This window comes from Mycobacterium sp. NGS63, assembly GCF_059812295.1.
The window spans coordinates 722427-747945 of sequence record NZ_JCALCJ010000002.1; the positions used below are offsets into that span (position 1 = coordinate 722427).

Here is a 25519-nt window from a genome sequence, read left to right on the forward strand (position 1 = left end):
CCGCAAGTGAACGTTAGCTACATGGTTGTCGGAGCCGCCGCGGCGGCTGGATGTGTCGAGGTTGGAATGATTCCTGGCTTTACGTTCTTCCCCCCGGAGATCAACTCGGCGTTGATGTACGCCGGTGCGGGCTCGGGACCGTTGCACATGGCGGCGACGGCCTGGGAGTCGCTGGCGTCGGACCTGTCGGGGGCGGCGTCATCGTTTCAATCGGTGATCACCGGGCTGACCGACGGACCGTGGGCGGGCCCGGCGTCGATGTCGATGGCCGCGGCGGCGACGCCCTACGTGGGGTGGTTGACCGCGGCCGCGGGGCAGGCCGAGGCCGCCAGCGTGCAAGCCCGGACCGCGGCGACGGCGTTTGAGACCGCCCTGTCGGCGATCGTGCCCACGCCGGCGGTCACCCAGAACCGGGTCACGCAGCTGGCGTTGATCGCGACGAACATCCTGGGCCAGAACACCCCGGCGATCTTCATGAAAGAGTTCGAGTACATGGAGATGTGGGCCCAGGACGTGGGCGCCATGGTCGGCTATCACGGCGGCGCCACGGCGGTGGCCGCGGCGCTGCCGGCTTTCAGCGTTCCGCCGTTCCTGAGCGGCCTGGCCGGGTTGCTGACCAACCCGTTGGCCGGGGTGGCCTCGCAGGTCGGCAGCGTGGGAGCGGCGCTCGGCGGCTTGGCCGCCGTCGGCCCACTGGGGGTGGTCGAGGACGTGGCCACGAGCGGGTTGTCGACGGCGATGGGGTTGGCGTCGGCAGCGCCGGTGTCGTCGATCATGCAGGTCGCCCAGATCGCGATGTACCCCGCGAGCATGATGATGTCGCCGATCATGATGGCGGCCCAGGCCGGCATGAGCGCCGCACACCCGGCCGCCCTGGCCAGCGACGTGACCGGCGCCGCCGACTCGGCGAAGTTCGTCAGCAGCGCCGTTCCGAAGGGCCTGGGCGGCGGTGCGGGCATGGGCGGCCTGGGCGCCGCCTCGGCCGGTTTGGGCAAGGCACGCCTGGTCGGTGCGATGTCGGTGCCCCCGACGTGGCAGGGATCGGCGCCGTCGCGCATGGTCAGCGCGGCGATGTCGGGGATGGGCGAGATGCCCGCCGCCGCCGCGGCAGCCGGTGCACCCATGGGCGGCGGCATGCCGATGATGCCGATGCCGATGGGCATGGGCGGTGCCGGCGCCGGCATGGGTGGCGGCATGCTGGGCCGTGGCGGGGCCAGCCCGAACCACGTGGTGCAGTCGCGGCCCAGCGTCGTTCCGCGCACCGGAGTCGGATAGACCGAGTAAAGCCACCAAAGGCGCGGGTGACACCCCGGGGGGATTATGGTGTTGCCCGCGCCTTCGGCGTGTCATCCCCGTCTACCGAAAACCTTGGCGGCCGACGCTTTGCGCGTCGCACATCAATTTTCGAATAGCCGGAATGGCTCCAGCAAATCGCCGGGTGAAATAGATAAAACGAACGGGACACCCCGACGCGGGTTGGGGCTGATCGGCGCCGCGATTATTACCGTGATGTGGAAAACGTGGGCGACGGGCCCGCGCGAAGGGCGCGCGATGGGCCCGCAATCTGGTCGACGGCATGTCGCGTCGCGAGTTTTCCGCCACGCTTGCAATCACGACCTGCACCGGGGCATTGACTGGCGTTGGCCGGCCCGGGATCGAATATTCATGCGGGACCGAACGACGTCGAACATTTCGTGTTGTTAATGCAGGAGAACCGTTCATTCGATCACTATTTCGGGACGCTCGCGGGCGCCGACGGCTTCAATAGCCCGTCGCCGGCTTTCCAGCAAAAAGGCCGAAACCCGGTTACGCAGGCGCTCGACCCCGATGGCGTCACGATCCCTAACCGTCTCGACACCACCCGGGGACCCATGGTGGATGCCGAATGCGCCAGCGATCCCGGCCGCGACTGGATCACCATGCACCGGGCGCGGAATAACGGGCACAACGACGCGATATTGGGCTCGACCAGCAAGACGTCAATCCCTTATCGTTTGCCGTATCAGCAGACGAAGCCGACCCAGGAAACCGGGCCACCCGGCGGGGTCTGCTGACTGCCCGTTCGGGCCGGATCCGCGCCCGGCCGCCCGGCGGTTTCCCACCCTTCGGCGCGCGCGCGTTCTAAAAGGAGCGAAATCGCTCAAACCCGGATATTGTCCTCAGAATTGACTTACGATGCTGTGTACCTGGTGGCGATTAGTTCGCGACCAGGTGCGAAATGTACGAAGACGGCTAGTGGAAGGGGGCAAGGTGCTTTTGCCTCTTGGTTCGCCGCTGCCGGATGACGCAGTGGCGGCGAAGCGTGGCGAGTCGGGGATGCTTGGCGGCTTATCGGTTCCACTGAAGTGGGGTGTGGCCGTGCCGCCGGATGACTATGACCACTGGGCGCCGGAGCCGGAAGACGGCGCCGAGCCCGGTGACACGGTGAGCGACGGGCTGAGCCCGGAGGTCGCCGACGAGAGCATGGACGAGTGGAACGAATGGAGCGAATGGAGCGAGTGGCAAGGCGAAGCCGAGCCCCGCTTCGACATGCCGCGGACTAGCAGCGTGGTACCGCATTCTCCGGCGGCCGGGTGAGAGACGGCAGCCGCATGCGTGTCACACGTGATCGGCGGCGCAGGTAACCGCGTAGCAGCCAGCTACGAAGGCCCACCTGCAGAAAGTCCAACAAACAATCCAGAAGGAGAAAGGCAACATGGCAACACGTTTTATGACTGACCCGCATGAGATGCGGGCAATGGCGGGCCGTTTTGAGGTCCACGCGCAGACGGTGGAGGACGAGGCGCGCAAGATGTGGGCGTCGTCGATGAACATCGCCGGTGCGGGCTGGAGCGGCCAGGCGCAGGCGACCTCCTACGACACCATGGGTCAGATGAATCAGGCGTTCCGCAACATCGTGAACATGCTGCACGGGGTGCGGGATGGTTTGATCCGCGACGCCAACAACTACGAGCAGCAAGAGCAGACCTCGCAGCAAATCCTCGGCAGCTAGCGCCGGGCCTAGAGACTTTCTATTTCAGGAGGACGCAAACATGACCATCAATTACCAGTTTGGCGATGTGGATGCCCACGGTGCGTTGATTCGCGCCCAGGCCGCGTCGCTGGAAGCCGAGCACCAGGCCATCGTGCGCGATGTGCTGGCCGCTGGTGACTTCTGGGGTGGCGCCGGTTCGGTGGCCTGCCAGGAGTTCATCACCCAGTTGGGTCGCAACTTCCAGGTGATCTACGAGCAGGCCAACGCCCACGGCCAGAAGGTGCAAAGCGCCGGCAGCAACATGGCCAGCACCGACAGCGCCGTCGGGTCCAGCTGGGCCTGACGCAGTAACGCAAGGCCGATCCCCGGGCACCCGGTGCCCGGGGATCGGTTTGTCTATACCGGTTTCAGAATCGCCCGCCGCCGCCCATCATGCCGCCGCCGGACGGGCCGAAGGACGTCGGGCTCCAGCCGCCGAACCCGCCGCGCATGCCCCCACCGAGCAGGTCGCCGATGATGATGCCGCCGATCATCGCGCCGGTGTCCCCGCCGCCGCGGCGGGCGTAGGCGCGCTGGGCCGCCACCACGTCGGCGTTCGCCAGGGCCTGGGCCTGGGCGGCCAGCGTCGACGCCGCGTTAGCGTGCGCGATCGCCTCGGTCACGTTGGTCGATCGCTTGTCGCGCGCCGCCTGGAGGTGCCGGCCGGCTTCGGCGAGCCGGGTCCGGGCCTCGGGGCCGATGCTGCCCCGGCGGGTGTCGATGTATTCCGAGACCCCGCGCACCCGCGAGTCCGCGGTGAACAGCGTCTGATCCAGCGAGCGGTTGAGCCGCTCGGCGTTGGCCTGCTCCTGGGCCACGGCGGCCAGGGTCCGGTCGAGGTCGGCGTCGGCCTTGGTGAGCCGGGCGAACGCGCCGAGCGGATCGGGGGAACCGCTGCCGCGGGCGCTCGCGAGGGCGGCGGCCGCGGCGTCGCGCGCCGCGGCCAGTTGGGCGGTATGGGCCGACGCCGGCTTGCGCGCCTGCTCGTCGGCGCGCCGCAGGCCCGCCTGGACGTCGTCGATGACCGCCGGCAGCGTGGCGATGGCGTGCCGGATGTCGTCGGCCGCGGTGTCCACGGCGTCGAGCAGCGAGCCCGCCTGCCCGAGCGCGGACTCGGCGGCATGGTAGGCATCCACCAAACCGGACTGCTTGCCGCTCTCGGCGCGGCCGGCCAGGCCACGGGCCGTGCCGATGTTGCGGTCGGCGAACGCCAACCGCTCCTTGGCGGCGGTGACGTTGCCGGCGACCGAACCCAGTGCCGCGCCGTCGAATTCCGTGTGCAATTCGGCCATCCGCTGTTCGGCCGCGGGGATGCGACCGGTCAGTTCGACGTACCGCTGGGTCAGCCCGTCCAGCCGGGACGCGGCATTGATGACCAGATCCCGCAGCTTCTCGAACGCCTCGGTTTGTGACTCCAGCTCGCGGTCGGCGTTCGCCGCCGACACGATCACCCGGGTGAGCAGCTCGCGCTGTTCCGCTGGGGTTTCGGGCACGCTGTCGTCGAGCTGGTGACGGACGGTAAAGGCTTGGGACAGCGCCGCTTTGGCCTTGCTCACCGCCTGGGTGAAGGGCTGGGTCCGCTCCGCGCCGAACTCATCGATGGCCAGCGCCAGCTCGTTGGCGCTGGTGCGCACGGCGTTGTCGACGTCCACCACCATCGAGCGGGACAGGTCGTCGAGGGCCTCCAGCGGCACGCCGGCCAGCGCGTCGGCATCGGTGGGGTCGACGCGACGGGCGGCGGCCAGCGCGGCCGCGCGCCGTCGCCCGCGGCGATAGCGCATCACCAGCAGCAGGACCGCGACGGCGATCGCGATGACACCCAGCGCGACCAGCAGGAACACCCGGCCCGACGCCGGCGGCGGCGCGTCGAGCCCGTTGGCCGCGGCCACCGCGGCGCCGCTCCAGTCGCCGTTGTGCAGCGCGGGTTCGATCTTGGTGCGGCGCAGCTGGTCGACTTGGCTCCTGTTGATGCTCTTGACCGCATCCGGCACCAGGAAGGCGTAGGCCCGCCCGGTGGTCGCCACCGCCAATATTGCGTCGTAGTCACCCAGGTCGCTGACGCTTCGGGTGCTCGTCGCCCAATCCACCGGCGCCGCCCCGGAGAAGTCGTCGACGTAGACCACCCACAGCCGGATGTGGCGGTCGCCGTAGAGCTTGTCGATGGCCGACGTCACCGTGGCGCGACCGGAATCCGACAGGACATTCGTCCGGTCGGTGACCTGATCCGGCAGCCGGAACGGGGGTTGCGCGGCGGCCGTTGGCGCCGACAGTAGCCCCCCGCACAGGCCCCCGAGGATCGCCAGCGTCGCGCCGAGGAGGCGGACAGTGCGCATACGTCAATGTAGCCCGCGTTCCCTGGCAGACTGTGCTGCGGTGACTAAGGAGGCGACCACGAATCAGCACGACCCCTACGACGACTTCGACCGTCAGCGACGGGTACCCGAAGCGCCGAAGACCGCGGGTCTGCCGGGCACGGAAGGCCAGCACCGCACCGACTTCGCACGCGACCGGGCCCGGGTTCTGCACAGCGCCGCGCTGCGCCGCCTGGCCGACAAGACCCAGGTGGTCGGGCCGAGGGAAGGCGACACCCCGCGCACCCGGCTGACGCACTCGCTGGAGGTGGCCCAGATCGGGCGGGGCATGGCCGTCGGGCTGGGCTGCGACCTCGACCTCGTGGAGCTGGCCGGGCTGGCCCACGACATCGGGCACCCGCCCTACGGACACAACGGCGAGCGAGCGCTCGACGAGTTCGCGGCCGCGCACGGCGGCTTCGAGGGCAACGCCCAGAACTTCCGGATCCTCACCGGCCTCGAGCCCAAAGTCCTTGACGCGCAAGGCAATAGCGCCGGGCTCAACCTGACCCGCGCATCCCTGGACGCGGTCACCAAGTACCCGTGGACCCGCCGCCAGGGTAGGCGGAAGTTCGGCTTCTACGACGAGGACCGCGATCAGGCGGCCTGGGTGCGCCAGAGCGCGCCGGCGGATCGGACATGCCTGGAGGCACAGGTGATGGACTGGGCCGACGACATCGCCTACTCGGTGCACGACGTCGAGGACGGCGTCGTCTCGCAACGCATCGACCTGCGGGTGCTCGCCGACGACGACGAGGCGGCGGCGCTGGCCAAGCTGGGGGAGAGCGAATTCTCCCGGGTCAGCGCCGACGACTTCATGGCAGCCGCGCGACGGCTGTCGGGGCTGCCCGTGGTCGCCGCGGTCGGCAAGTACGACGCCACCCTGGCGGCCTCGGTCGCGCTCAAGCGGTTGACCAGTGAACTGGTGGGCCGGTTCGCTTCGGCCGCCATCGCCACCACCCGCGCGTCCGCCGGCCCCGGGCCGCTGGTGCGCTACCGCGCCGACCTGCAGGTGCCCGACCTGGTGCGCGCCGAGGTCGCCCTGCTGAAAATCCTGGCGCTGCAGTTCATCATGTCCGACCCGCGGCACCTGGAAACCCAGGCCCGGCAACGCGAACGCATCCACCGGGTGGCGCAATGGCTGTACTCCGGGGCGCCCGGCACGCTCGATCCCGTGTTCGCGGCCGCGTTCAACACCGCGGCCGACGACCGAGCGCGGCTGCGGGTCGTCGTCGACCAGGTCGCGTCCTACACCGAGGGCCGGCTGGAGCGCATCGATACCAGCCCCGCGATCGGTAGTGGCGATCACAAGCGCGGCGGCGCCGGGCGCCGTGGGTCGCCACCATCGAGTTAGCGCTACGCTCCCGGCATGATGAAATTCAGCGGCGTCGCCACCCTCCTGCTGTCGATTCCCGTCGTGGCCGTGAGCGCCTGCAGTTCACCGCAGCATCCGAGCAGCCAGCCCGGCACCACGCCGCCGGTGCACAACGAGCCGCTGCAATCGACCGGGACCACCAGCGCGCAGCCCGCCCCGGGATCGCTGTCGGCGCAGCTGAAGGCGCCCGACGGCCGGGAAGTGGCCACGGCCACCTTCGATTTCGGCAGCGGTTACGCGACCGTCACCATCAAGACGGTCGCCGGCGGGATCCTGGCCCCCGGTTTCCACGGCGTGCACATCCACGCGGTCGGCAAATGTGAGCCCAACTCGGTCGCCCCCACCGGGGGCCCGCCCGGAAACTTCCTGTCCGCCGGCGGGCACTTCCAGGCGCCCGGCCACACCGGGATGCCCGAGAGCGGCGACCTGTCCACGCTCGAGGTGCGCCAGGACGGTTCGGCCTACCTGGTGACCACCAGCGACGCGTTCACCAGGGACCAGCTGCTCGCCGGGGAGAAGACCGCCCTGATGATCCACGGCGCCGACGGCAGCGACAACGCGATGGAGCGCGTCGCGTGCGGGGTCATCGGACCGACTGGCTGAACGAGGCGAGCGTTTTAGACTGTGCCGATGGCCGGCCGGATCTCTGATCGCGACATCGCCGCCATCCGCGAGAAGGTCCGCATCGAGGATGTCGTCGAGGACTACGTCCAGCTGAAACGCGCCGGCGCCGACTCGCTCAAGGGCCTTTGCCCGTTCCACAACGAGAAGTCGCCGTCGTTTCATGTCCGCCCCAACCACCGCCAGTTCCACTGCTTCGGCTGCGGCGAGGGCGGCGACGTGTACGCGTTCGTGCAGAAGATCGAACACGTCAGCTTCGTGGAGGCGGTGGAGGCGCTCGCCGACCGGATCGGCTACACCCTCACCTATACCGGTGCCGCGGCCACCAACGTGCAGCGCGACCGCGGCAGCCGCAGCAGGCTCGTCGCGGCCAACGCGGCCGCGGCCGAGTTCTACGCGGCGGCACTGGAGTCCGACGAGGCGGCGCCGGCCCGCCAATACCTGGCCGAACGCAACTTCGACGGGCAGGCCGCCAGACATTTCGGCTGTGGGTTCGCCCCGTCCGGCTGGGACTCGCTGACAAAACACCTGCAGCGCAAGGGTTTTGAGTTCAAGGAGCTGGAGGCGGCCGGGCTGTCCCGGGAGGGGCGCCGCGGCCCGATGGATCGCTTCCACCGGCGGCTGTTGTGGCCCATCCGCAGCTCGGCCGGCGAGGTGATCGGGTTCGGGGCCCGGCGGATCTTCGACGACGACCCCATGGAAGCCAAGTACATCAACACCCCCGAGACGCTGCTGTACAAGAAGTCGTCGGTGATGTTCGGCATCGACCTGGCCAAGCGCGACATCGCCAAGGGCCACCAGGCCGTCGTCGTCGAGGGCTACACCGACGTGATGGCGATGCACCTGGCCGGGGTCACCACCGCCGTCGCCTCCTGCGGCACCGCGTTCGGTGACGAGCACCTGGCCATGCTGCGCCGGCTGATGATGGACGACAGCTTCTTTCGCGGCGAACTGATCTACGTGTTCGACGGCGACGCCGCCGGGCGCGCCGCCGCCCTGAAGGCGTTCGGCGGCGAGCAGAACCTGGCCGGGCAGTCGTTCGTCGCCGTCGCCCCGGACGGCATGGACCCCTGCGACCTGAGGCTGAAGTCCGGCGAGGCGGCGCTGCGCGACCTGGTCGCGCGGCGAACCCCGTTGTTCGAGTTCGCCATCCGCAGCGCCATCGCCGAGATGGACCTGGACAGCGCCGAGGGCCGGGTCGCGGCGCTGCGCCGCTGCGTGCCGATGGTGAGCCAGATCAAGGACCCGACCCTGCGCGACGAGTACGCCCGCCAGCTCGCCGGCTGGGTGGGCTGGGACGACGTCGCACAGGTCATCGAGAGGGTGCGTGGCGAGGCGAAGAAGTCGAGGTCCCCGGCCCGGGTCGGCGACGCGCCGGGCCGGTCGGCGCAGGAGGTCAGAGCCAAGCCCGCGGAGTCGCGCGTCGCGCGCCCGGACCCGCGCGACCCGATCCTGTGGCCCCAGCGCGAGGCGCTCAAGTCGGCGTTGCAGTACCCGGCGTTCGCGGGCCCGGTGTTCGACACGCTGACCGTCGAGAGCTTCACCCACCCCGGGTACGCGGCCGTCCGCGCGGCGATCGACGCCGCAGGCGGCACCTCCACCGGCGTCACCGGGGCGGAGTGGATCGAGGCGGTGCGCCAGCAGACCACCTCGGCGCTGACGGCCGGGCTGATCAGCGAGCTGGGGGTGGAGGCGATCCAGGTCGACGACGAGAAGCTGCCGCGCTACATCGGCGGGGTCCTCGCGCGCCTGCAGGAGGTCTGGATGGGCCGGCAGATCGCCGAGGTCAAGTCCAAGCTGCAGCGCATGTCACCCATCGACCAGGGCGACGAGTATCACGCCCTGTTCGGCGACCTGGTCGCCATGGAGGCGTACCGGCGCAGCCTGCTGGAGCAGGCTAGCGGCGACGATCTGACGGTGTGAGGACCACGTCGGCTCCGTTTTCTACGCGCTCCTGGATGGCCGTCTGGGCATCGATCTCCGCGACGGTCACGAATCCGGCGTCCGGGGAGATCCGGTTCGCGATCTTGCGTCGCCCCCCTTCGATCACCGATTTGGCCATCGGACTGCTGGTCAGCGCGCGATAGGTGCCGACGATCTGCTCGTAGCGGCGGCGACCCGCCTTCGAGCCCAGCACGTAACCCAGCCCCAGCACCACGACATACCGGATCAAAGCGTTCCTCCCGACGATCGATGGCTCCATCCTGCCTCACCCGGCCGCGTGTGTGCGCGGTTGATGCCGGTACGCTAGAGTCGTCCCGCGATCGGGTTAGTCCCCTGTAGCTCAATTGGCAGAGCATTCGGCTGTTAACCGAAGGGTTGGTGGTTCGAGTCCACCCGGGGGAGCCAGGCCGTTCAGTGTGAATCGTGGGCTTTCATTGTGAAGCCTTGGCGGGAAAATCGCCCCGGATCGCGCCACCGGCTCACACCCGAAGCCCTCAGCTCACACCCGATGCCCCGTCAGTCGTAGACCGGTCGCCACATCGCATCGAGCACGGCTTGCCGCGCATCGTCATGCGTCCGGGTGGCCACCCCGTCCTCGACCGCGGCGCGGTATACGGCCTCGGCCACCGCGGCCGAGATGTCGCGCAGGTTCCGCACGTCGGGCAGCAGCGAATCGCCGGGCTCGGCCGGATTGGCTTGACGCACAACGGCTCTCGCCGCCGCTTGCAGCATGCCCCGGGTGACCAGCCGGGCCCGCGCGACCACGATGCCCAGCCCGATGCCGGGGAACACCAGCACGTTGTTGGCCTGGCCGATGGTGTAGGTGGTGCCGTCATGGTCGAGCGGGGCAACCGGGGTGCCGGTGGTGATCAACGCCCTGCCCGCCGACCATCGCAGCAGGTCAGCGGGCATCCCCTCCATGCGCGAGGTGGGGTTGGACAGCGGAAAGATCATCGGTCGTTCGCACGAGGCGGTCATCGCCTCGACGACGTCCTGGCCGAACGCGCCGAACACGGTGGACGAACCCAGCAGCACGGTGGCCGAGGCCAGCTTGATCGCGTCGACCAGCCCGACCCGCTGCCCGGCGCCCACACCCAGTCGCCGGCGGTTCTTGGCGTAGGGCACCTGGAAACCGCGCAGGTCGTCCATGTCGTCGAAGAGGAGGCCCTGCTTGTCGATCGGCCAGATCTGCGACCTGGCCTGCTCGACGCTGGCGCCGTCGGCGACCATCGCGTCGCGGATCTGGTCGGCGATGCCGATCCCGGCGGTCCCCGCGCCGAAGACGACGACGTTCTGGTCGCGCAGCGGCGTGCCCGTGACGTGGCACCCGCCGTATATCGCGGCCACGACCACCGCGCCGGTGCCCTGGATGTCGTCGTTGAACACGCAGTAGTCGTCGCCGTAGCGGTGCAGGATCTGCCGGGCGTTGAGCGGCCCGAAGTCCTCGAAGTGCAGGATCGCGTGCGGGAACATCCGGTGGGCGGTCTCGACGTAGCGGCCGATGAACTCGTCGTAGTCCTGCCCGCGGTGGCGGGGGTGGCGATTGCCGAGATAGAACGGGTCGGCCAGCAGCTGTTCGTTGTCGGTGCCGACGTCCAGCGACACCGCGATGCAACGGCGGGGATCGATCCCGCCGCCCGCGGTGTACAGGGCCAGTTTCCCGACGGCGATCTGGATTCCGCCCACGCCCCAGTCGCCGATGCCCAAGATCGCTTCGGCGTCGGTCGCCACGATCAGGTCGACATCCTCGGGCCCCAAACCGAAGGTGTCGAAGGCCTCGGCGATCTCGTCGGGCTCGTCGATGCTCAGGAAAAGCCCGCGCTGCCCGCGGTATTCGTCGGAAAAGCGTTGAATGGCCTCACCGACGGTGGGCGTGTAGACCACCGGCATCAGCTCGGTCAGGTGGTCCTCGAGCACCTTGTAGTACAGCAGCTCGTGGCGGTAGTGCAGCTGCTCGAGCAGCAGGTTGCGGCCCAGATCGGTTGCCAGGCTTTGCAATTGATGCCATACCCGGTCCGCCTGCTGGTCGAGGGTGAGCACCGCCGAGGGGAGCCGGCCGGTGAGCCCCAACCGCCGGCGCTCCTCGTGGGTGAAGCCGACGCCGCGATTGAGGCTCGGCGCGGCCAGCGCCGCCGGGATGCGCGGCGCGCAGGGGTCGCTCATCACCACCTCCAGGGTTCGTCAGCTCACGGTAGCGCCAGCGCGTCGCAGGGCTTCGGCGGCCAGCCGCCGGCCCAGCTTGAGGGGGGCGACCGAGCGCTCCATCTTCGAGCCCACCAGCGCGCCGTCGTAGAGCAACTGGATTTCGCGCGCGACGCTCGCGGCCCCGGAAACGCCCGCGGCGGCCAGCAGCGCCGCCAGCGTCGAACGCACCCACCGCCGGTGCGCGCGGACCGGCTCGAGCTCGACGCCCGGAAACTCACCGGCCGCGTTGGCGTACAGACAACCGCGGTAGCCGCGCTTGGGCGCGCCGGCGATGGCGACGTCGAAGAACGCGAGGATCTTGTCGGACGGGTCGCTCAGGGCGGAAGCCGCTTCGTTCCACCGCTTGCGATCGGCCTGATCCAAATCGTCGAGGTAGGCCAGCACGAGCGCGTCCTTGGAGCCGTACCAGCTGTACAGGCTGGCCTTCGCCACCCCGGCGTCGCGCAGGATCTGATCGATCCCCACAGCCTTGATGCCTTGTGTGGCAAAGAGATTCGAGGCGACCCGCAGCAGTCGGTCCGCCGGCCCGGGCGCGTGTGGGCCGTCGACCGCCGGGCGCCTGGCCGACGTCGGCGATGAGCTCATGGCGGTAGCCTAACCCACCCCGCCGCATAGACAGATCGGTCTGTCTATGCGAGCGTCGCTGCGTAGCCGCCCATCCACGAGGGGATTTGCCCGTGAGCCTGTACCTGTACGAGATCGCCGCCGCCCGAGCCGACCGCACCGAGGCGGTGCACCTGATCAAGGAACTCGACGCGCACCTCTACGCCGCCGGCGGCGAACTGATCGAGGCCCAGGTGACCCGCCACCCGCACCGCATCTTCGCGGTGGCCGAATTCCCCGCCGCCCCACCGCCGCAACTCGACGCCGCGGCGCTCGGCGCGGACGACGTCCACGGTCCCGACGAGGTGCAGCTGGTGGGCGCCGAGCTGGCCGAGCTGAAGGCGGCCCGGCCTGCGGCGGGCTACCTGGTGGAGTGGGACCTGCCGCCCGGGCTGGACATGGCGACCTACCTCGACCGCAAGAAGGCCAAGGCCCCGCGCTACGCCGACGTGCCGGAGGTCAGCTTCCTGCGCACCTACGTGCGCGTCGACATGCACAAGTGCCTGTGCTTCTACGACGCGCCCGACGAGTCGGCGGTGCGCCGCGCCCGCGACGCCGTCGACACCCCGGTCGACCGGCTGCACGGGCTGGAAGGCCCGCAGCGATGACCCTGGCGCTCGGCCGCGACACCGACGCCGCGCTGGAACACGTCGCCGCCTCGGTCGCGGCGCGGGCCGGGGCGCTGGACGAGGCAACCACCGACGTCCGCGCCGATCTCGCCGCGCTCGGAGCGGCCGGGCTGTTCGAGCCCGGCCTCGACCGCGTGGTGCGGGTCATCGAGGAGGTGTCGGCGCACAGCCTGGCCGCCGGGTTCTCCGCGTGGGCCCACCGGATGACACTCGAGTACCTGCACCACGCCCCGCCCGCCCTGCGCGACCGGCACACCGCAGCCCTGCGCCGCGGCGCGCGCCCCGGGGTGACCGCGATGGCGCCTGCCTTCAAACAGATCGCCGGGCTCGGCCGGATCCCGCTGAGCGCCGCGGAAACCGATCGCGGCCTGCGGGTCAGCGGCCCAATCCACTGGGCCTCCAACGTCTTCGACGACGCGCTGATCGTCACGGCCGCACGGACCGCCGGCGGCGCCACCCACATCGTCGTCGTCGACGCCAACGCGCCCGGCGTCGAAATCCACCCCGCCCCCCGGCTGATGGCCCTGGGCGCCACCGCGTCGACGTCGCTGCACCTGCACGACGTCGAGGTCCCCGACACCAACGTGGTCAGCACCGACCTGCGTGCGTTCGTGACGCGGGTGCGCCCGGCGTTTCTGTTGCTGCAGAGCGCATTCTGCACGGGGCTCGCGCGGGCCGCGCTGTCGGGCGCCGATGCCTCGGGGGACAGAACCGCGGCGCAGTTCGCCAACGAGTCCGCGGCGCTGGCACGACAAAGCGAACAGCTGCGGGAGCGGTTGTATCGCTTTGCCGCCGATCCGTCGGCCCCGCCGGTGCCGGAGCTGATCCGGCTGCGGCTGTCCGCCGCCACGCTGGCCGTCGCGGCGACCCGGCTGGAATCCACGCTGAGCGGCGGCGCCGGCTACGCGGTGGGCAACGCCGCCAACCGACGCTTTCGCGAGGCGGCGTTCCTGCCGATCCAGTCACCCTCGGAAGGACACCTGCGGTGGGAACTCTCGCAGTACGAATAGCCAATGGACACAAGCGGTTCGGCGCGACACCGGTGCTCGCCGACATCGACCTGAGTGTGAGCATCGGCGAGGTCGTCGCGGTCCTGGGCCGCAGCGGCTCCGGCAAGTCGACGCTGCTGCGGGTGCTGGCCGGGCTGGAGACGCTGAGCTCCGGCGCGATCACCTGGCCCGCCGACGGCGCACGGCCGCAAACGGGAGTGGTATTTCAGCGGCCGCTGCTGATGCCCTGGCTCACCGTCGCCGACAACGTCGTCTTCGCCAAACGCTTCGCCGCACACCGGAAAACGTTCGACGCGCGCTACGCCACCGAGCTGATCGGACGGTTCGGGCTGGACAACCTCGCCGACCGGTATCCCGAGCAGCTCTCGGGGGGACAGGCGCAACGCGTCGCCATCCTGCGCGCGGTGGCCACCAAACCCCGCCTGCTGCTGCTCGACGAGCCGTTCAGCGCCCTCGACCCGGCCACCCGCGCCGAGCTGCAACGGTGGCTGGCCGACCTGGCGGCCGAGCTGGCGGTGACGGTGGTGCTGGTCACCCACGACGTCGACGAAGCCCTGGCCCTGGCGCGGCGCGTCGTGCTGCTGGGCGAGGACGGGCGCATCCGCCGCGAATGGCTGGTGAACGAGGTGCTCGACCGCGCCGATCTGCGACGCGACGTCCTCGACAACTACCGGCTCGCCGCGACGGTGTCGCCGTGAGCGGCCCGCTGCTGTCACGGCGGCGGCTGGTCGCCGGCGCGGTCGGATTGGCCGGCGCCGGCGGGCTATTCGGCATTGCCGACCTGGCCCGCGCCGCGGCCGTCGACCCCGCGAACGTCACCGGCCGGCTGCGGGTGGGCTACCTGCCGATCACCGATGCGGCGCCGCTGCTGATCGCCCACGCCCAGGGCCTGTACCCGCCCGGCGCGGTCAGCTCCGCCAAGCCGGTGCTGTTCCGCAGCTGGGCATCGCTGGCCGAGGCGTTCATCAGCCGCCAGATCGACGTCGCCCACCTGTTGATGCCGATGGCGGTGCAACTGCGCTACGGCCTCGGCAGCGGCGTGCGCGTGCTGGGCTGGAACCACACCAACGGCTCGGCGCTCACGGTGGCGCCGCACATCGCCGACCTGGCGGACCTGGCCGGTACCCAGGTCGCCATCCCGTTCTGGTGGTCGATCCACAACGTCGTGTTGCAGCAGCTGTTGCGCGCGCACGGACTGCGTCCGGTGTTGCGCCGCAACGCGTCCCGCGCGGGCCGCACGGTCGAGCTGATCGTGATGAGCCCGTCGGACATGGTGCCGGCCCTGGCCAACAAGTCGATCGGCGGCTACGTGGTCGCCGACCCGTTCAACGCCGCCGCGCAGCTGAAGAAGATCGGCCGCATCCACACCTTCCTCGGGGACGTGTGGCGTGACCACGCCTGCTGCGTGCTGATCACCCGCGACGACGTCATCGAGGGCCGGCCCGAGGCGGTGCAGGCGCTCACCGACGCCGTCGTCGCCGCGCAACTGCGCATCGACGCCAACCGCCGCGGCGCCGCGGCGGCGCTGACGGGCGGCAAGTACCTGCCGCAACCCGAACCGGCCGTGCGGCTGGCCCTGACGTACCCGACCCCGCCATACCGCTACGTCCACCCGGAGTGGTCGCCACAACGGGTCGGCTATCAGCCGTTTCCCTTTCCCAGCTTCACGCAGCGGCTCATCGAGGCGATGAACGAGACCGTCGTCGACGGCGACCGGCGCTTCCTGAACCGCCTCGACCCGGCCCGGGTGCACGACGAACTCGTCGACGACGCGTTCGTGCGCAAATCCCTTGACCGCCATGGCGGCCCGCAGGCCTTCGGCCTCGCCGCCGACCCCGCCCGAACCGAACAGGTGCAACCACTATGACGACCACCCGCGATGTCACGACGGCGCCGCACGGGCTTGCCGACAAGCCTGGCCGGCCAAGGGGTTTCGGCCGCACCGCCCCGGCGCGGGTGCTGCCGCCGCTCGCCGCGGCGGCGGGCGCGATCGCGCTGTGGTGGCTGACCACCACCGTGCTGTCCGAATCGCACTCGCTGCTGCGCCAGACCGCCCCGCAAAAGGTGGTGCCCGCGCTGGCCGACCTGTTCGGCCGCAGAGTGCTGACCGATGACATCGGGATCAGCCTGTGGCGCTTGCTGATTGGCTTGCTCGCCGCCGCGGTGCTCGGGATCCCCGCGGGCCTGCTGCTGGGGTTGAGCGCACGGCTGGATCGGGCGGTGCTGCCGTTGGTGCAATTCGTCCGGATGATCTCGCCGCTGTCCTGGGCGCCGATCGCGGTCGCGGTGTTCGGCATCGGCAACCAGCCGGTGATCTTCCTCATCGCCGTGGCCGCCGTCTTTCCGATCCTGCTCAACACCGCCGCGGGCGTGCACGCCATCGAGCCGGGCTATCTGCACGTGGCGCGGTCGTTTCACGCCACCCGCCTCGAGCTGCTGACCGCCGTGGTGTTGCCGGCCGCGCGCGGGCACGTGCTCACCGGCCTGCGCGTCGCGCTGGGCATCGCCTGGGTGGTGCTGGTTCCGGCCGAGATGCTGGGCGTGCGTTCGGGACTCGGCTACCAGGTCCTCAACGCCCGCGACCAACTCGCCTACGACCAGGTCGTGGCCGTGATCGTGGTCATCGGGGTCCTCGGCTTCGGGATGGACCTCGTCGCGCGGCGGCTCTTGGCTCCGCGCTCGTGACGGCTCAGATCGAGAAGTCCTCGCCGTGCCACACGCCGGCCTCCGGCGGGCGGATCACGCGGCCGTTCTGCGGGCCGTTCGGCGGGACCTCGTTCAGCGCCTCCAGCTTGGCCACGCGGGTGAGCAGCGACTGCAGGCTGACACCCACCAGATCGGGCATCATCGAATCGTCCGGCGTGCCGCGGCCCGCGCGGCTGATCACCTGACCGGGCACCCCGATCACCACCGAGCTCGACGGCACCGGCTTGACCACCACGGCGTTGGCCCCGATCCGGCTGTCGTCGCCGATCTTGATCGCGCCGAGCACCTTGGCGCCCGCGCCGATGGTGACGCGGTCGCCGACGGTCGGGTGGCGCTTGCCGGTGTCCGCGCCGCTGCCGCCGAGGGTGACGCCGTGGTACAGCGTGACGTCCTCGCCCACCTCGGCCGTTTCCCCGATCACCACGCCCGTCGCGTGGTCGATGAACAGCCCGGGGCCGAGCTCCGCGCCCGGGTGAATGTCGACCCCGGTGAAGATGCGGGTGATCTCCGCGAAGGTCCGCGCGGCCAGCCGGGCGCCGCGCCGCCACAGCCAGTGGCTGATCCGGTGGCCCCAGATCGCGTGCACGCCGGGATAGGCGAGGACGACCTCCAGCGTCGTCGGGGCGGCCGGATCGCGCTCCCTGGCCGCCCGGATGTCGCGCCGGATGGTCGCCAACACGGTCAATCCGCCACGTCGGCGAACAGCGGGGTGCTCAGGTACCGCTCGCCGAAGTCGGGCAGGACCACGACGACGAGCTTGCCGGCGTTCTCCGGCCGGCGGGCCACCTGCAGGGCGGCCACCGCGGCCGCGCCGGAGGAGATGCCCACCAGCAGGCCCTCCTCGGCGGCCAGCCGCCGCGCCAGGTTCAGCGAGTCGTCGTTGCCGACGGTGATGACCTCGTCGACCAGGTCCATGTCGAGGACCGGCGGGACGAAGCCCGCGCCCAGGCCCTGGATGGGGTGGGGCCCCTTCTGCCCGCCGGACAGCACCGGCGACGCGGCCGGCTCCACGGCGACGAATTGCGCCGACGGCTTGCGCTCCTTGATGACCTGGGCGACGCCGGTTATCGTTCCGCCGGTGCCGACCCCGGACACGAAGATGTCGACCTTCCCGTCGGTGTCGCGCCACACCTCCTCGGCCGTCGTGGCGCGGTGGATCGCCGGGTTGGCCGGGTTCTCGAACTGCTGCGGGATGAAATACCTCTGGTCGGTCTTGGCCAGCTCCTCGGCCTTGGCGATGGCGCCCGGCATGCCGTCCGGACCGGGGGTCAGGACGAGCTCGGCGCCGTAGGCGCGCAGCAGCATCCGCCGCTCGACGCTCATGGTCTCGGGCATGGTCAACACGCATCGATAGCCGCGCGCCGCGCACACCATCGCCAGCGCGATGCCGGTGTTGCCGCTCGTCGGTTCGAGGATGATCGTGTCGGGCTTGATCAGCCCCGCCTGCTCGGCCGCGTCCAGCATGGCCACCCCGATGCGGTCCTTGACGCTGTTTCCGGGGTTGAAGAACTCCAGCTTGGCGACGACGTCGGCGACGGCGCCTTCGGTGACCCGGCGCAGCCGGACCAGCGGCGTGTTCCCGATTACTTGGGTGACGTCCTCGGCGATGCTCATGGAAACTTCCTTACGCGGTGTCGGTACAGGGCTCGTGAGTCGGCCACGTGATGTCGAATTCGACGGCTCTAGGCCGAACTTGAACGTCGGATGGCGTCAGGAATCAACAACAACAACGACGACAACAGGCATCCACGGCGGGGCGGCGCTTAAGGACGAGGCGCGGCGATGTGGCCTGTTGCATAGCCCCACTATAGGACATGCGCACGTCGGGGCTGTCCGGCTCGTTTGCGCTCAGCTCCGGATTTCGCAGACGCAGGGCTGCGCGCCGCCGCCCGGCCACAGCCGGCTGCCCTGCCGGCGGATCAGGTGCTGCGCGTACACCTTGTCGCGTTGCTCGCGGGAGAACACCAGATCCAGGTTGGCGCGCAACCCCGCCCAATCGACGTCGCCGTTCGCCGCGTCGTGCCGCCGCCGGCACTGCAATGGGCAACCGGGCCTCATGCGCCGATCCTGCGCCGGGGATGTTTCGGCGGCGGATGCGCGACGTTTCCGTCGCATTACGGGCTTTCGTGTGCGCGTCAGTACACGTCGCGGTGGTAGCGCTTGTCGGCGCTCAACTGCTGCACGTAGGCCGTCGCCGCGTCCGGGTCGAGGCTGCCGTGCTCGGCGGCGATCTCGCAGAGGGCGCGGTCGACGTCCTTGGCCATCGGGTCGGCGGTGCCGCACACGTACAGTTGCGCGCCGTCCTGCAGCCAGCTCCACAGCTGCGCGCCGCGCTTGCGCATCAGGTGCTGCACGTACACCTTGTCGCGCTGGTCGCGCGAGAACGCCAGATCCAACTCGGTCAGCAGCCCGTCGTCGCGCATCTGCTCGATCTCGTCGCGGTAGTAGTAGTCGGTTTCGGCGTGCTGCTCGCCGAAGAACAGCCAGTTGGGCCCGGTGTGGCCGAGCGCGCGGCGTTCCTGCAGAAAGCCCCGGAAGGGCGCGATCCCGGTGCCGGGGCCGATCATGATCATCGGTGTGTCCGGGTCGGCGGGGGGCCGGAAGTTGCTCGACGGCTGCAGGTAGACGGCGACCCGGTCGCCGGGGGAGCGGTCGGCGAGGTAGGTCGAGCACACCCCGCGGCGCGGGACGCCCCGGAAGTTGTAGCGCACCGGCGAGACGGTCAGGTGAACCTCTTCCGGGTGCACCTTGGGGCTGGACGAAATCGAATACAGCCGCGGCCGAAGGCGTTTGAGGACCCGCACCCACTCGTGGGCCGATGCCGAGACCGGATGCTGCGCCAGCAGGTCGATCGACTGGCGCCCCCACGCCCAATCGGCCAGGGCGGCTTTGTTTTCCGGCTTGAGCAGCTCCGCGAGCGTCGCGTCGCCGGTGCGCTCCTGCACGAACCGCACCAAATCCCGGCTGATGTGGGCGATCTCGATGCGCTCGGTCAGTGCCGAGCGCAGCGACATCAGGCCGTGCTCGCCGACCTCGACGGGGGTCTGCGCGTCCAGTCCGGTGACCGACAGCCATTCGTCGACGAGCTGGTCGCTGTTGCGCGGCCACACGCCGAGCGCGTCGCCGGCCTCGTAGCTCACCGTTTCCTCCGGCAGGCTGAAAACCAGCTGCCGCACGTCCTTTGCCGATTTCGGCTGGCTCAGCACCGTGTTGCGGACCACGCCGGTGATCAGCGGATGCTTCTTGGTGTAGGCGCCCGCGGCCGGCCGGTTCGGGGCGGACGGCGCCCTAGCCACCGTGGGTTCCGCCGCCCGCCCGTCCTGCCCGACGGAGCTGGGCGTGCGGGCCAGGGCCGCGACGACGCCGCCCAGCCACTTCGCCGCCGCGTCGTCGTAGTCGGGTTCGCAGTCGAGCCGGTCGGCGAGGCGCTTCGCCCCGAGCTCGGCGAGGCGCTCGTCGAGCCGGCGCCCGTGGCCGCAGAAGTCGTCGTAGTTCGAATCGCCCAGCGCGAGAACGGCATAGCGGGTTCCGGCCAGACGCGGGGCGCCCTCGGCGCTCAGTGCCCGCCACAGCCCGGCCCCGTTGTCCGGTGGGTCGCCGTCGCCGGTGGTGCTGGTGATCAGCAGCAGTTCCCGCGTCGCCGTCAGCGCGGACACCGGGAAGTCGTCCATGCCGTGCAGCGCGACCGCCAGTCCGGCCTCGCCCAATTGCGCGGCGACGGCGGCGGCCAGCTCCTCCGCGTTTCCGGTCTGCGAGGCCCACAACACCACGACCGGCGCCGGTTTCGGTCCGCGGGATTCGATCGTCGGTTCGGCGACGGCGGGCGCCGGAGCGGGAGCCTCGATGCGGGAGAACAGCCCGGCGAGCAGGCCGTCCACCCAGAGCCGGGTGCGGGTGTCGAACGGCGCGGTGCGGGGCAGGGTAGGCACCCCGGCCGCGCGGCGACCGGCTTCCGAGCGCAGCCCGGTCAGCATCCCGGCGAGGTAGGAGCGGCCGGGCTCGTCGAACTCCGGCACGGGTTGGGCTGTCAGACCGAGTATTTCGGCGAACGCCTCGAGCGGCGACACGCCGATTTCCGCGGCCTGCGCCGGCGCGGGATCCGGTTGGGCGACGGCGATTTTCGTCAGGGTGACGGCGCACGCCTTGAATTCCGGCTGGCTCGACAGCGGGTCCACCGCATCGTTGGTGACCGCGTTGATCGACAGGTATTCGCCGAACGCGTCATTCCAGTGAAAGGGCGCAAAGCAATTGCCGGGACGCACCCGGTCGGTGACCACCGCGGGCAGCACGGCGCGCCCGCGCCGCGAGGCGATCTCGACCGGGTCGTCGTCGCGAACCTGCAGCCGCTGGGCGTCGTCGGGGTGGATTTCGACGAATGGGCCGGGGTTGAGCTTGTTGAGTTTGGCGACCTTGCCGGTCTTGGTCATCGTGTGCCACTGGTGGGGCAGGCGCCCGGTGTTCAACAGGAACGGGTAGTCCTCGTCGGGCATTTCGTCGGGCGGCAGGTGCGGGCGGGCGAAGAACACCGCCCGGCCGGTCGGGGTGGGGAAGGCCAGTCGCGGCACGCTGCCGTCCTCGCGCACCAGCCGGGTCTGGCTGACGCCGTCGTTGAGGTAGCGGATCGGGTTGCGGTCGGCGCCGTCGGGCGGGCACGGCCACTGCAGCGGGCCCGCCTGCAGCCGCGCGTAGCTGACCCCGCGCAGGTCGTAGCCGGTCTTCGGGTTCGAAAATCCCTTGATCTCTTCGAAGACCTCTTCCGCCGAGTCGTAGCTGAACGCCTCCGAAAAGCCCATCTCGCAGGCGATCCGGGCGATGATCTGCCAGTCCGGCAGCGCCTGACCGGGCGCGGTGAGCGCCGGCCGGAACAGCGTCATGTTGCGCTCGGAGTTGACCATCACCCCTTCGGATTCGGCCCACAGGGCTGCCGGCAACAGCACGTCGGCGTACTCGTTGGTCTCGGTCTCCAGGTACGCGTCCTGGCCGATCACCAGCTCGGCGCGTTCCAGCCCGGCCAGCACGGTGCTTCGATTCGCCACGGAGGCAACGGGGTTGGTGCAGACGATCCAGCAGGCCTTGATCTTGCCGTCGGCCATGCGGGAGAACATGTCGACGGTGCCGGCGCCGACGTCGGCGCGCAGCGTCCCGCGCGGGACGCCCCACCGGTACTCGACGAACCCGCGGTCGTCGGCCGATGCCACCGACCGCTGCCCGGGCAGACCAGGTCCCAGGTAACCCATTTCGCGCCCGCCCATCGCGTTCGGTTGCCCGGTCAGCGAGAAGGGCCCGCTGCCGGGCTTGCAGATCGCGCCGGTGGCCAGGTGCAGGTTGCAGATGGCGTTGGTGTTCCAGGTGCCGCGGGTGCTCTGGTTGAGGCCCATCGTCCAGCAACTCACGAAGGTGTCGGCCTCGCCGATCATGCGGGCCGCCGCGCGGATGTCTTCGGCTGGGATGCCGGTGATTTCGCTGACCCGGTCGGGGCTGTACTGCGCCAGGAAGCTGGGCATCACCTCCCAGCCCTCGGTGAACTCGGCGACGAAATCGGGGTCGGTGTGCCCGTTCTCGACGATCAGGTGCAGCAGCCCGTTGAGCAGCGCGAGGTCGGAGCCGGGGGCGATCTGCAGGAACAGGTCGGCCTTCTCGGCCGTGGCGGTGCGGCGCGGGTCCACCACGATCAGCTTGGCGCCCGCCTTGACGCGATCCATCATGCGCAGGAACAGGATCGGGTGGCAGTCGGCCATGTTGGCGCCGACGACGAAGAAGACGTCGGCCCGGTCGAAGTCCTGGTACGAGCCGGGCGGCCCGTCGGCGCCCAGGGACAGCTTGTAGCCGGAGGCCGCGCTGGCCATGCACAGCCGCGAGTTCGACTCGATCTGGTTGGTGCCGATGAAGCCCTTGGTGAGCTTGTTCGCCAGGTACTGGGCCTCGATGGACATCTGGCCGGACACGTACATCGCGAAGGAGTCCGGGCCGTGGGTGTCGATGATCGCCCGTAACCGCTTGGCGCACCGGGCGATCGCGGCGCCGGTGTCGATCGCCTCGAGCGGTTCGCCGCGGTCGTCGCGCACGTATGCCGAGTCCATCCGACCGTGGGCGGCGAGCATGTCGGCGGTGGTCGTGCCCTTGGTGCACAACCGCCCGAAGTTGGCCGGGTGTTGTTTGTCGCCAACCGACTTCGCCACGAGACGGCGCCCGCTTTCGGGGTCGGTTGTGAGCTGCAGCACCATGCCGCAGCCGACGCCGCAGTAAGCGCACAGGGTGTGCACCCCAGAGGGCATCGGCTGCGTCGTCACGCCTGCGTCCCTCCTTCGCGCACAGCGGGCTTGCGGTGAATGGTGCGATGGGGATGTTTCGGCACCGGATATGCGGCGTTTCCCTCGTTTTACGGCTTTCTCTCACCGGCGTCGCAGTGGCGGTGAGCTAGCGGAAACGCCGCAATCCCCCAGGTCAGGGCGGGTCGTCGTCGACCGGCCAACGAGTGCGAGGCTACCCGCGGCCCCCCGCGTCCGGCCGCTCAGAATGCGGGTTTTGACCAAACACGGGGCACTTTCCCAGGCTTCGCTAAGCTCACCGCGTGCGCCGGCTGATGGTGATCCTGCTGATCCTGCTGGCGGCCGGCTGCGGCTCGAAGCCGCCGGCCCCGCCCGCCGCGGCGCCCGACAAGTGCAAGGACTCCGACGCACCGACGCCCGACACGGTGCGGCGGGCCGTCGCCGCGGTGCCCGTCGCGACCCCGGGCACCGTGTGGGTCGAAATCGCGCGCGGGCACACCAGGAAATGCCGTTTGTACTGGGTGCAGATCATCCCGACGATCGCCACCGAGTCGACCCCGCAGCAGCTGGTGTTCTTCGACCACAACACCCCGCTGGGCACGCCCACCCCCAACCCGAAGCCCTACATCACCGTGCTGCCGCCGGCCGACGACACCGTCACCGTGCAGTACCAATGGCAGGTGGGCAAGGACCAGCCGTGCTGTCCCACCGGGATCGGCACGGTGAAGTTCCAGATCGGCCCGGACGGCAAGCTACAGGCGCTCGGCAAGATCCCGCACCAATAGCGCCAATAGCCTTAGCGCGCAACCCTTTCGGGGTCTCAGGCCGGCAGGTTCTCCGGGTGCAGCATCTCGGCGTAGCGCAGCGGCTCCGGGATGCCGAACCCGTCGACGAGCGTCTGCGCGTGTGGGCGCAGCGCGCGGCACCGATCGTTGATGCCCCGGGTGACCGCCTTGGCCCGGCCGGTCGACAGGTAGCCGTGCTCGATGTACCAGGCCTTGTCTTCCTCGATCACCGACAACGCGTACAAGTCGCAGACGAGCTCGAGCAACTCGCGGGCCTTTTCGTCCTCACACGAGTCGATCCCGGCGACGAAGGCCTCCAACACGATTCGGTCGATGTGCGCGTTCGCCGCGTGCAGCACGTGGTCCTGCACGGAATTGAACGCGTCGAACTCCGACATCTCCTTGGATTTGCTCTGCAGCCGGCGCGCGACCGAGGACAGCAGGTAGTTCTCGCGGTCCTCGAACATCGTCACCTGGGTGCCGCGGTTGAACAGGCTGCCCTCCTCCTCGCTGTCCTGGCGGGCATCGACGATCCTTTGCATAATCGCCTCGGCCGCAGTGCGTTTCATCACCCGCTCGCCGACGGTGTTGGCGGCAAACCGTACCCATTCGACCGGGCTCATGCTGCGGATGTCATCGGCGTAGGCGGTCAGCAGCTCCTTGGCCACCAGCTGGGTCAGCACGTGGTTGTCGCCCTCGAACGTGGTGAACACGTCGGTGTCGCCGCGCAAAGCGATCAGCCGGTTCTCGGCCATGTAACCCGCGCCGCCGCAGGCCTCGCGGGCCTCCTGGATGGCCCGCGACGCGTGCCAGGTGTTGGCGGCCTTCAGTCCCGCGGCGCGGGCCTCCAATTCGCGTTGCTCCTCGGCGTCGGGCGCGTCGGCCGTCTGCACGTCGTGGCACTTGCTGACCAGCTCGTTCTGGGCGAACTGCAGCGCATACGACCGGGCGATCAACGGGAACAGCCGGCGCTGGTGCACCAGGTAGTCCATGATCAGCACTTCGGTGTCGTCGTCGGGCGCGTTGAATTGCCTGCGCTCCAACGCGTATCGGGTGGCGATGTCCAGCGCGACCCGGGCGGCGGCGCCCGCGCTGCCGCCGACGGTGATCCGGCCCCGCACCAGGGTGCCCAGCATCGTGAAGAACCGGCGATTCGGGTTGTCGATCGGGGAACTGTAGGTGCCGTCGGGCGCGACGTCGCCGTACTTGTTGAGCAGGTTCACCCGCGGGACGCGGACGTGGTCGAACATGATGCGGCCGTTGTCGACTCCGGGCAGGCCACCCTTGTACTCGCAGTCCGAGGTGGTCACGCCGGGCAGGTCGTTGCCGTCGGCGTCGCGGATGGGCACCAGCACGCAGTGCACGCCGTGGTTGACGGGCTTGCCGTCCTCGGTGGTGATCAGCTGCGCGAAAACCGATGCCATGGTGGCGGTTTGGGCGGCGCCGCCGATGTAGTCCTTGCGGGACGTCGGGGTGGGGGAGTCGATGACGAACTCTTCGGTCTCGGCGTCGTAGGTCGCGGTGGTCTCCAGCGACTGGACGTCGCTGCCGTGCCCGGTCTCGGTCATCGCGAAACAGCCGCGCAGCTCGAGGCTGATGATCTTGGGCACGTAGGTCTCGTGGTGGCGCTCGGTGCCCAGGTTCTCGACGGCGCCGCCGAACAGCCCCCACTGCACCCCGGCCTTCACCATCAGCGACAGGTCCGACATCGCCAGCATCTCGATCATCGTGATCGCCGCGCCCACGTCGCCCGTCCCGCCGTGCTCCTTGCGGAACGAGTCGGCGGCGGCGCCGAACGCGGCCATGATCCGCAGCTGCTCGGCCACCTTGGTGCGGGCAATGACCGTGTTCGGCGTGTAGTGCGGGCGGAACAGGTCCTCGGTCAGGGTGTCCCGCATCCGGTTCTTCACGTCGCGCCAACGCCCGTCGAGGGTGTTGCGCAGGTGCAGGGCAGTGCTGGAAATGTCTGGCGCCATAAAGGGACGGTAACCCCCCGCGCGGGCGTCGC

At 69.9% G+C, this 25519-nt stretch carries 23 protein-coding genes and 1 tRNA gene; 15 read left to right on the forward strand and 9 right to left on the reverse strand.

The features are described from left to right. Window positions 1–66 precede the first annotated feature (66 nt). The 5 genes from AC5Y4Z_RS06570 (at window position 67) to AC5Y4Z_RS06590 (ending at window position 3317) form a co-directional block, all read left to right on the forward strand. On the forward strand, window positions 67–1275 hold the full coding sequence (locus AC5Y4Z_RS06570; protein WP_499961694.1) for a PPE family protein: 1209 nt from the start codon (window positions 67–69) through the stop codon (window positions 1273–1275). 365 nt (window positions 1276–1640) lie between these two features. Then, the gene (locus tag AC5Y4Z_RS06575; protein ID WP_499961699.1) at window positions 1641–2054 is read left to right on the forward strand and encodes an alkaline phosphatase family protein; all 414 of its coding nucleotides are present in this window, start codon (window positions 1641–1643) and stop codon (window positions 2052–2054) included. A gap of 262 nt (window positions 2055–2316) precedes the next feature. Further along, window positions 2317–2577 (forward strand): hypothetical protein, encoded by a 261-nt coding sequence (locus tag AC5Y4Z_RS06580; RefSeq protein ID WP_499961881.1) that lies wholly within the window; start codon window positions 2317–2319, stop codon window positions 2575–2577. Between the two features lie 118 nt (window positions 2578–2695). Further along, entirely contained in the window at window positions 2696–2992 is a 297-nt protein-coding gene (locus tag AC5Y4Z_RS06585; protein ID WP_499961702.1) for a WXG100 family type VII secretion target, read from the forward strand. Between the two features lie 40 nt (window positions 2993–3032). Then, entirely contained in the window at window positions 3033–3317 is a 285-nt protein-coding gene (locus AC5Y4Z_RS06590; protein WP_046182844.1) for a WXG100 family type VII secretion target, read from the forward strand. 64 nt (window positions 3318–3381) lie between these two features. On the opposite strand, the gene AC5Y4Z_RS06595 is transcribed toward AC5Y4Z_RS06590, so the two are convergent. Next, window positions 3382–5346: a TPM domain-containing protein gene (locus AC5Y4Z_RS06595; protein WP_499961709.1), complete on the reverse strand. Its 1965-nt coding sequence runs from the start codon at window positions 5344–5346 to the stop codon at window positions 3382–3384. A 40-nt stretch (window positions 5347–5386) separates the two neighbouring features. On the opposite strand from AC5Y4Z_RS06595, the gene AC5Y4Z_RS06600 reads away from it, so the two are divergent. From AC5Y4Z_RS06600 to dnaG, 3 genes are read left to right on the forward strand one after another with little or no spacing between them, the layout of a single operon-like run. After that, window positions 5387–6718, forward strand: a complete 1332-nt coding sequence (locus AC5Y4Z_RS06600; RefSeq protein WP_499961712.1) for a deoxyguanosinetriphosphate triphosphohydrolase — start codon at window positions 5387–5389, stop codon at window positions 6716–6718. Window positions 6719–6733: 15 nt separating this feature from the next. Further along, window positions 6734–7342, forward strand: coding sequence for a superoxide dismutase[Cu-Zn] (sodC, locus tag AC5Y4Z_RS06605; protein WP_499961715.1), 609 nt, complete (start codon window positions 6734–6736; stop codon window positions 7340–7342). Window positions 7343–7369: 27 nt separating this feature from the next. After that, a complete protein-coding gene (dnaG, locus tag AC5Y4Z_RS06610) occupies window positions 7370–9283 on the forward strand; it encodes a DNA primase (RefSeq protein WP_499961719.1) in 1914 nt (637 codons plus the stop codon). Here the strand turns inward: dnaG and AC5Y4Z_RS06615 are convergent. Next, on the reverse strand, window positions 9258–9533 hold the full coding sequence (locus AC5Y4Z_RS06615; protein ID WP_499961885.1) for a hypothetical protein: 276 nt from the start codon (window positions 9531–9533) through the stop codon (window positions 9258–9260). The genes dnaG and AC5Y4Z_RS06615 overlap by 26 nt on opposite strands. A gap of 100 nt (window positions 9534–9633) precedes the next feature. On the opposite strand from AC5Y4Z_RS06615, the gene AC5Y4Z_RS06620 reads away from it, so the two are divergent. Then, window positions 9634–9709 (forward strand) — tRNA-Asn (locus AC5Y4Z_RS06620). Window positions 9710–9820: 111 nt separating this feature from the next. Here AC5Y4Z_RS06620 and AC5Y4Z_RS06625 read toward each other — a convergent pair. Beyond that, entirely contained in the window at window positions 9821–11467 is a 1647-nt protein-coding gene (locus tag AC5Y4Z_RS06625; protein ID WP_499961890.1) for an NAD-dependent malic enzyme, read from the reverse strand. A gap of 18 nt (window positions 11468–11485) precedes the next feature. Then, window positions 11486–12094 (reverse strand): TetR/AcrR family transcriptional regulator, encoded by a 609-nt coding sequence (locus AC5Y4Z_RS06630; RefSeq protein ID WP_499961723.1) that lies wholly within the window; start codon window positions 12092–12094, stop codon window positions 11486–11488. 92 nt (window positions 12095–12186) lie between these two features. On the opposite strand from AC5Y4Z_RS06630, the gene AC5Y4Z_RS06635 reads away from it, so the two are divergent. From AC5Y4Z_RS06635 to AC5Y4Z_RS06655, 5 genes are read left to right on the forward strand one after another with little or no spacing between them, the layout of a single operon-like run. Beyond that, window positions 12187–12720, forward strand: coding sequence for a DUF4242 domain-containing protein (locus AC5Y4Z_RS06635; protein WP_499961728.1), 534 nt, complete (start codon window positions 12187–12189; stop codon window positions 12718–12720). After that, window positions 12717–13751, forward strand: a complete 1035-nt coding sequence (locus tag AC5Y4Z_RS06640; protein ID WP_499961731.1) for an acyl-CoA dehydrogenase family protein — start codon at window positions 12717–12719, stop codon at window positions 13749–13751. The genes AC5Y4Z_RS06635 and AC5Y4Z_RS06640 overlap by 4 nt, the downstream gene beginning before the upstream one ends. Further along, a complete protein-coding gene (locus AC5Y4Z_RS06645) occupies window positions 13727–14449 on the forward strand; it encodes an ABC transporter ATP-binding protein (protein ID WP_499961733.1) in 723 nt (240 codons plus the stop codon). Before AC5Y4Z_RS06640 ends, AC5Y4Z_RS06645 begins: the two co-directional genes overlap by 25 nt. 26 nt (window positions 14450–14475) lie before the next feature. Then, entirely contained in the window at window positions 14476–15618 is a 1143-nt protein-coding gene (locus AC5Y4Z_RS06650; RefSeq protein ID WP_499961892.1) for an ABC transporter substrate-binding protein, read from the forward strand. Then, a complete protein-coding gene (locus AC5Y4Z_RS06655) occupies window positions 15615–16436 on the forward strand; it encodes an ABC transporter permease (protein ID WP_499961735.1) in 822 nt (273 codons plus the stop codon). The genes AC5Y4Z_RS06650 and AC5Y4Z_RS06655 overlap by 4 nt, the downstream gene beginning before the upstream one ends. Window positions 16437–16440: 4 nt before the next feature. Here the strand turns inward: AC5Y4Z_RS06655 and cysE are convergent, their stop codons facing one another. From cysE to AC5Y4Z_RS06675, 4 genes are all read right to left on the reverse strand, one after another. Then, window positions 16441–17136, reverse strand: a complete 696-nt coding sequence (gene cysE, locus AC5Y4Z_RS06660; RefSeq protein ID WP_499961738.1) for a serine O-acetyltransferase — start codon at window positions 17134–17136, stop codon at window positions 16441–16443. A gap of 2 nt (window positions 17137–17138) precedes the next feature. Then, entirely contained in the window at window positions 17139–18071 is a 933-nt protein-coding gene (gene cysK / locus AC5Y4Z_RS06665; protein WP_499961740.1) for a cysteine synthase A, read from the reverse strand. A 234-nt stretch (window positions 18072–18305) separates the two neighbouring features. Beyond that, entirely contained in the window at window positions 18306–18515 is a 210-nt protein-coding gene (locus AC5Y4Z_RS06670; RefSeq protein WP_499961742.1) for a hypothetical protein, read from the reverse strand. A gap of 77 nt (window positions 18516–18592) precedes the next feature. Beyond that, window positions 18593–22732 (reverse strand): bifunctional nitrate reductase/sulfite reductase flavoprotein subunit alpha, encoded by a 4140-nt coding sequence (locus AC5Y4Z_RS06675; protein WP_499961895.1) that lies wholly within the window; start codon window positions 22730–22732, stop codon window positions 18593–18595. 311 nt (window positions 22733–23043) lie between these two features. On the opposite strand from AC5Y4Z_RS06675, the gene AC5Y4Z_RS06680 reads away from it, so the two are divergent. Further along, window positions 23044–23511 (forward strand): LppP/LprE family lipoprotein, encoded by a 468-nt coding sequence (locus AC5Y4Z_RS06680; protein WP_499961899.1) that lies wholly within the window; start codon window positions 23044–23046, stop codon window positions 23509–23511. A 35-nt stretch (window positions 23512–23546) separates the two neighbouring features. Here the strand turns inward: AC5Y4Z_RS06680 and AC5Y4Z_RS06685 are convergent, their stop codons facing one another. Beyond that, window positions 23547–25487 carry an acyl-CoA dehydrogenase family protein gene (locus tag AC5Y4Z_RS06685; RefSeq protein ID WP_499961745.1) on the reverse strand — a complete coding sequence of 647 codons (1941 nt, stop codon included), beginning with the start codon at window positions 25485–25487 and terminating at the stop codon, window positions 23547–23549. Between the last annotated feature and the right edge of the window lie 32 nt (window positions 25488–25519).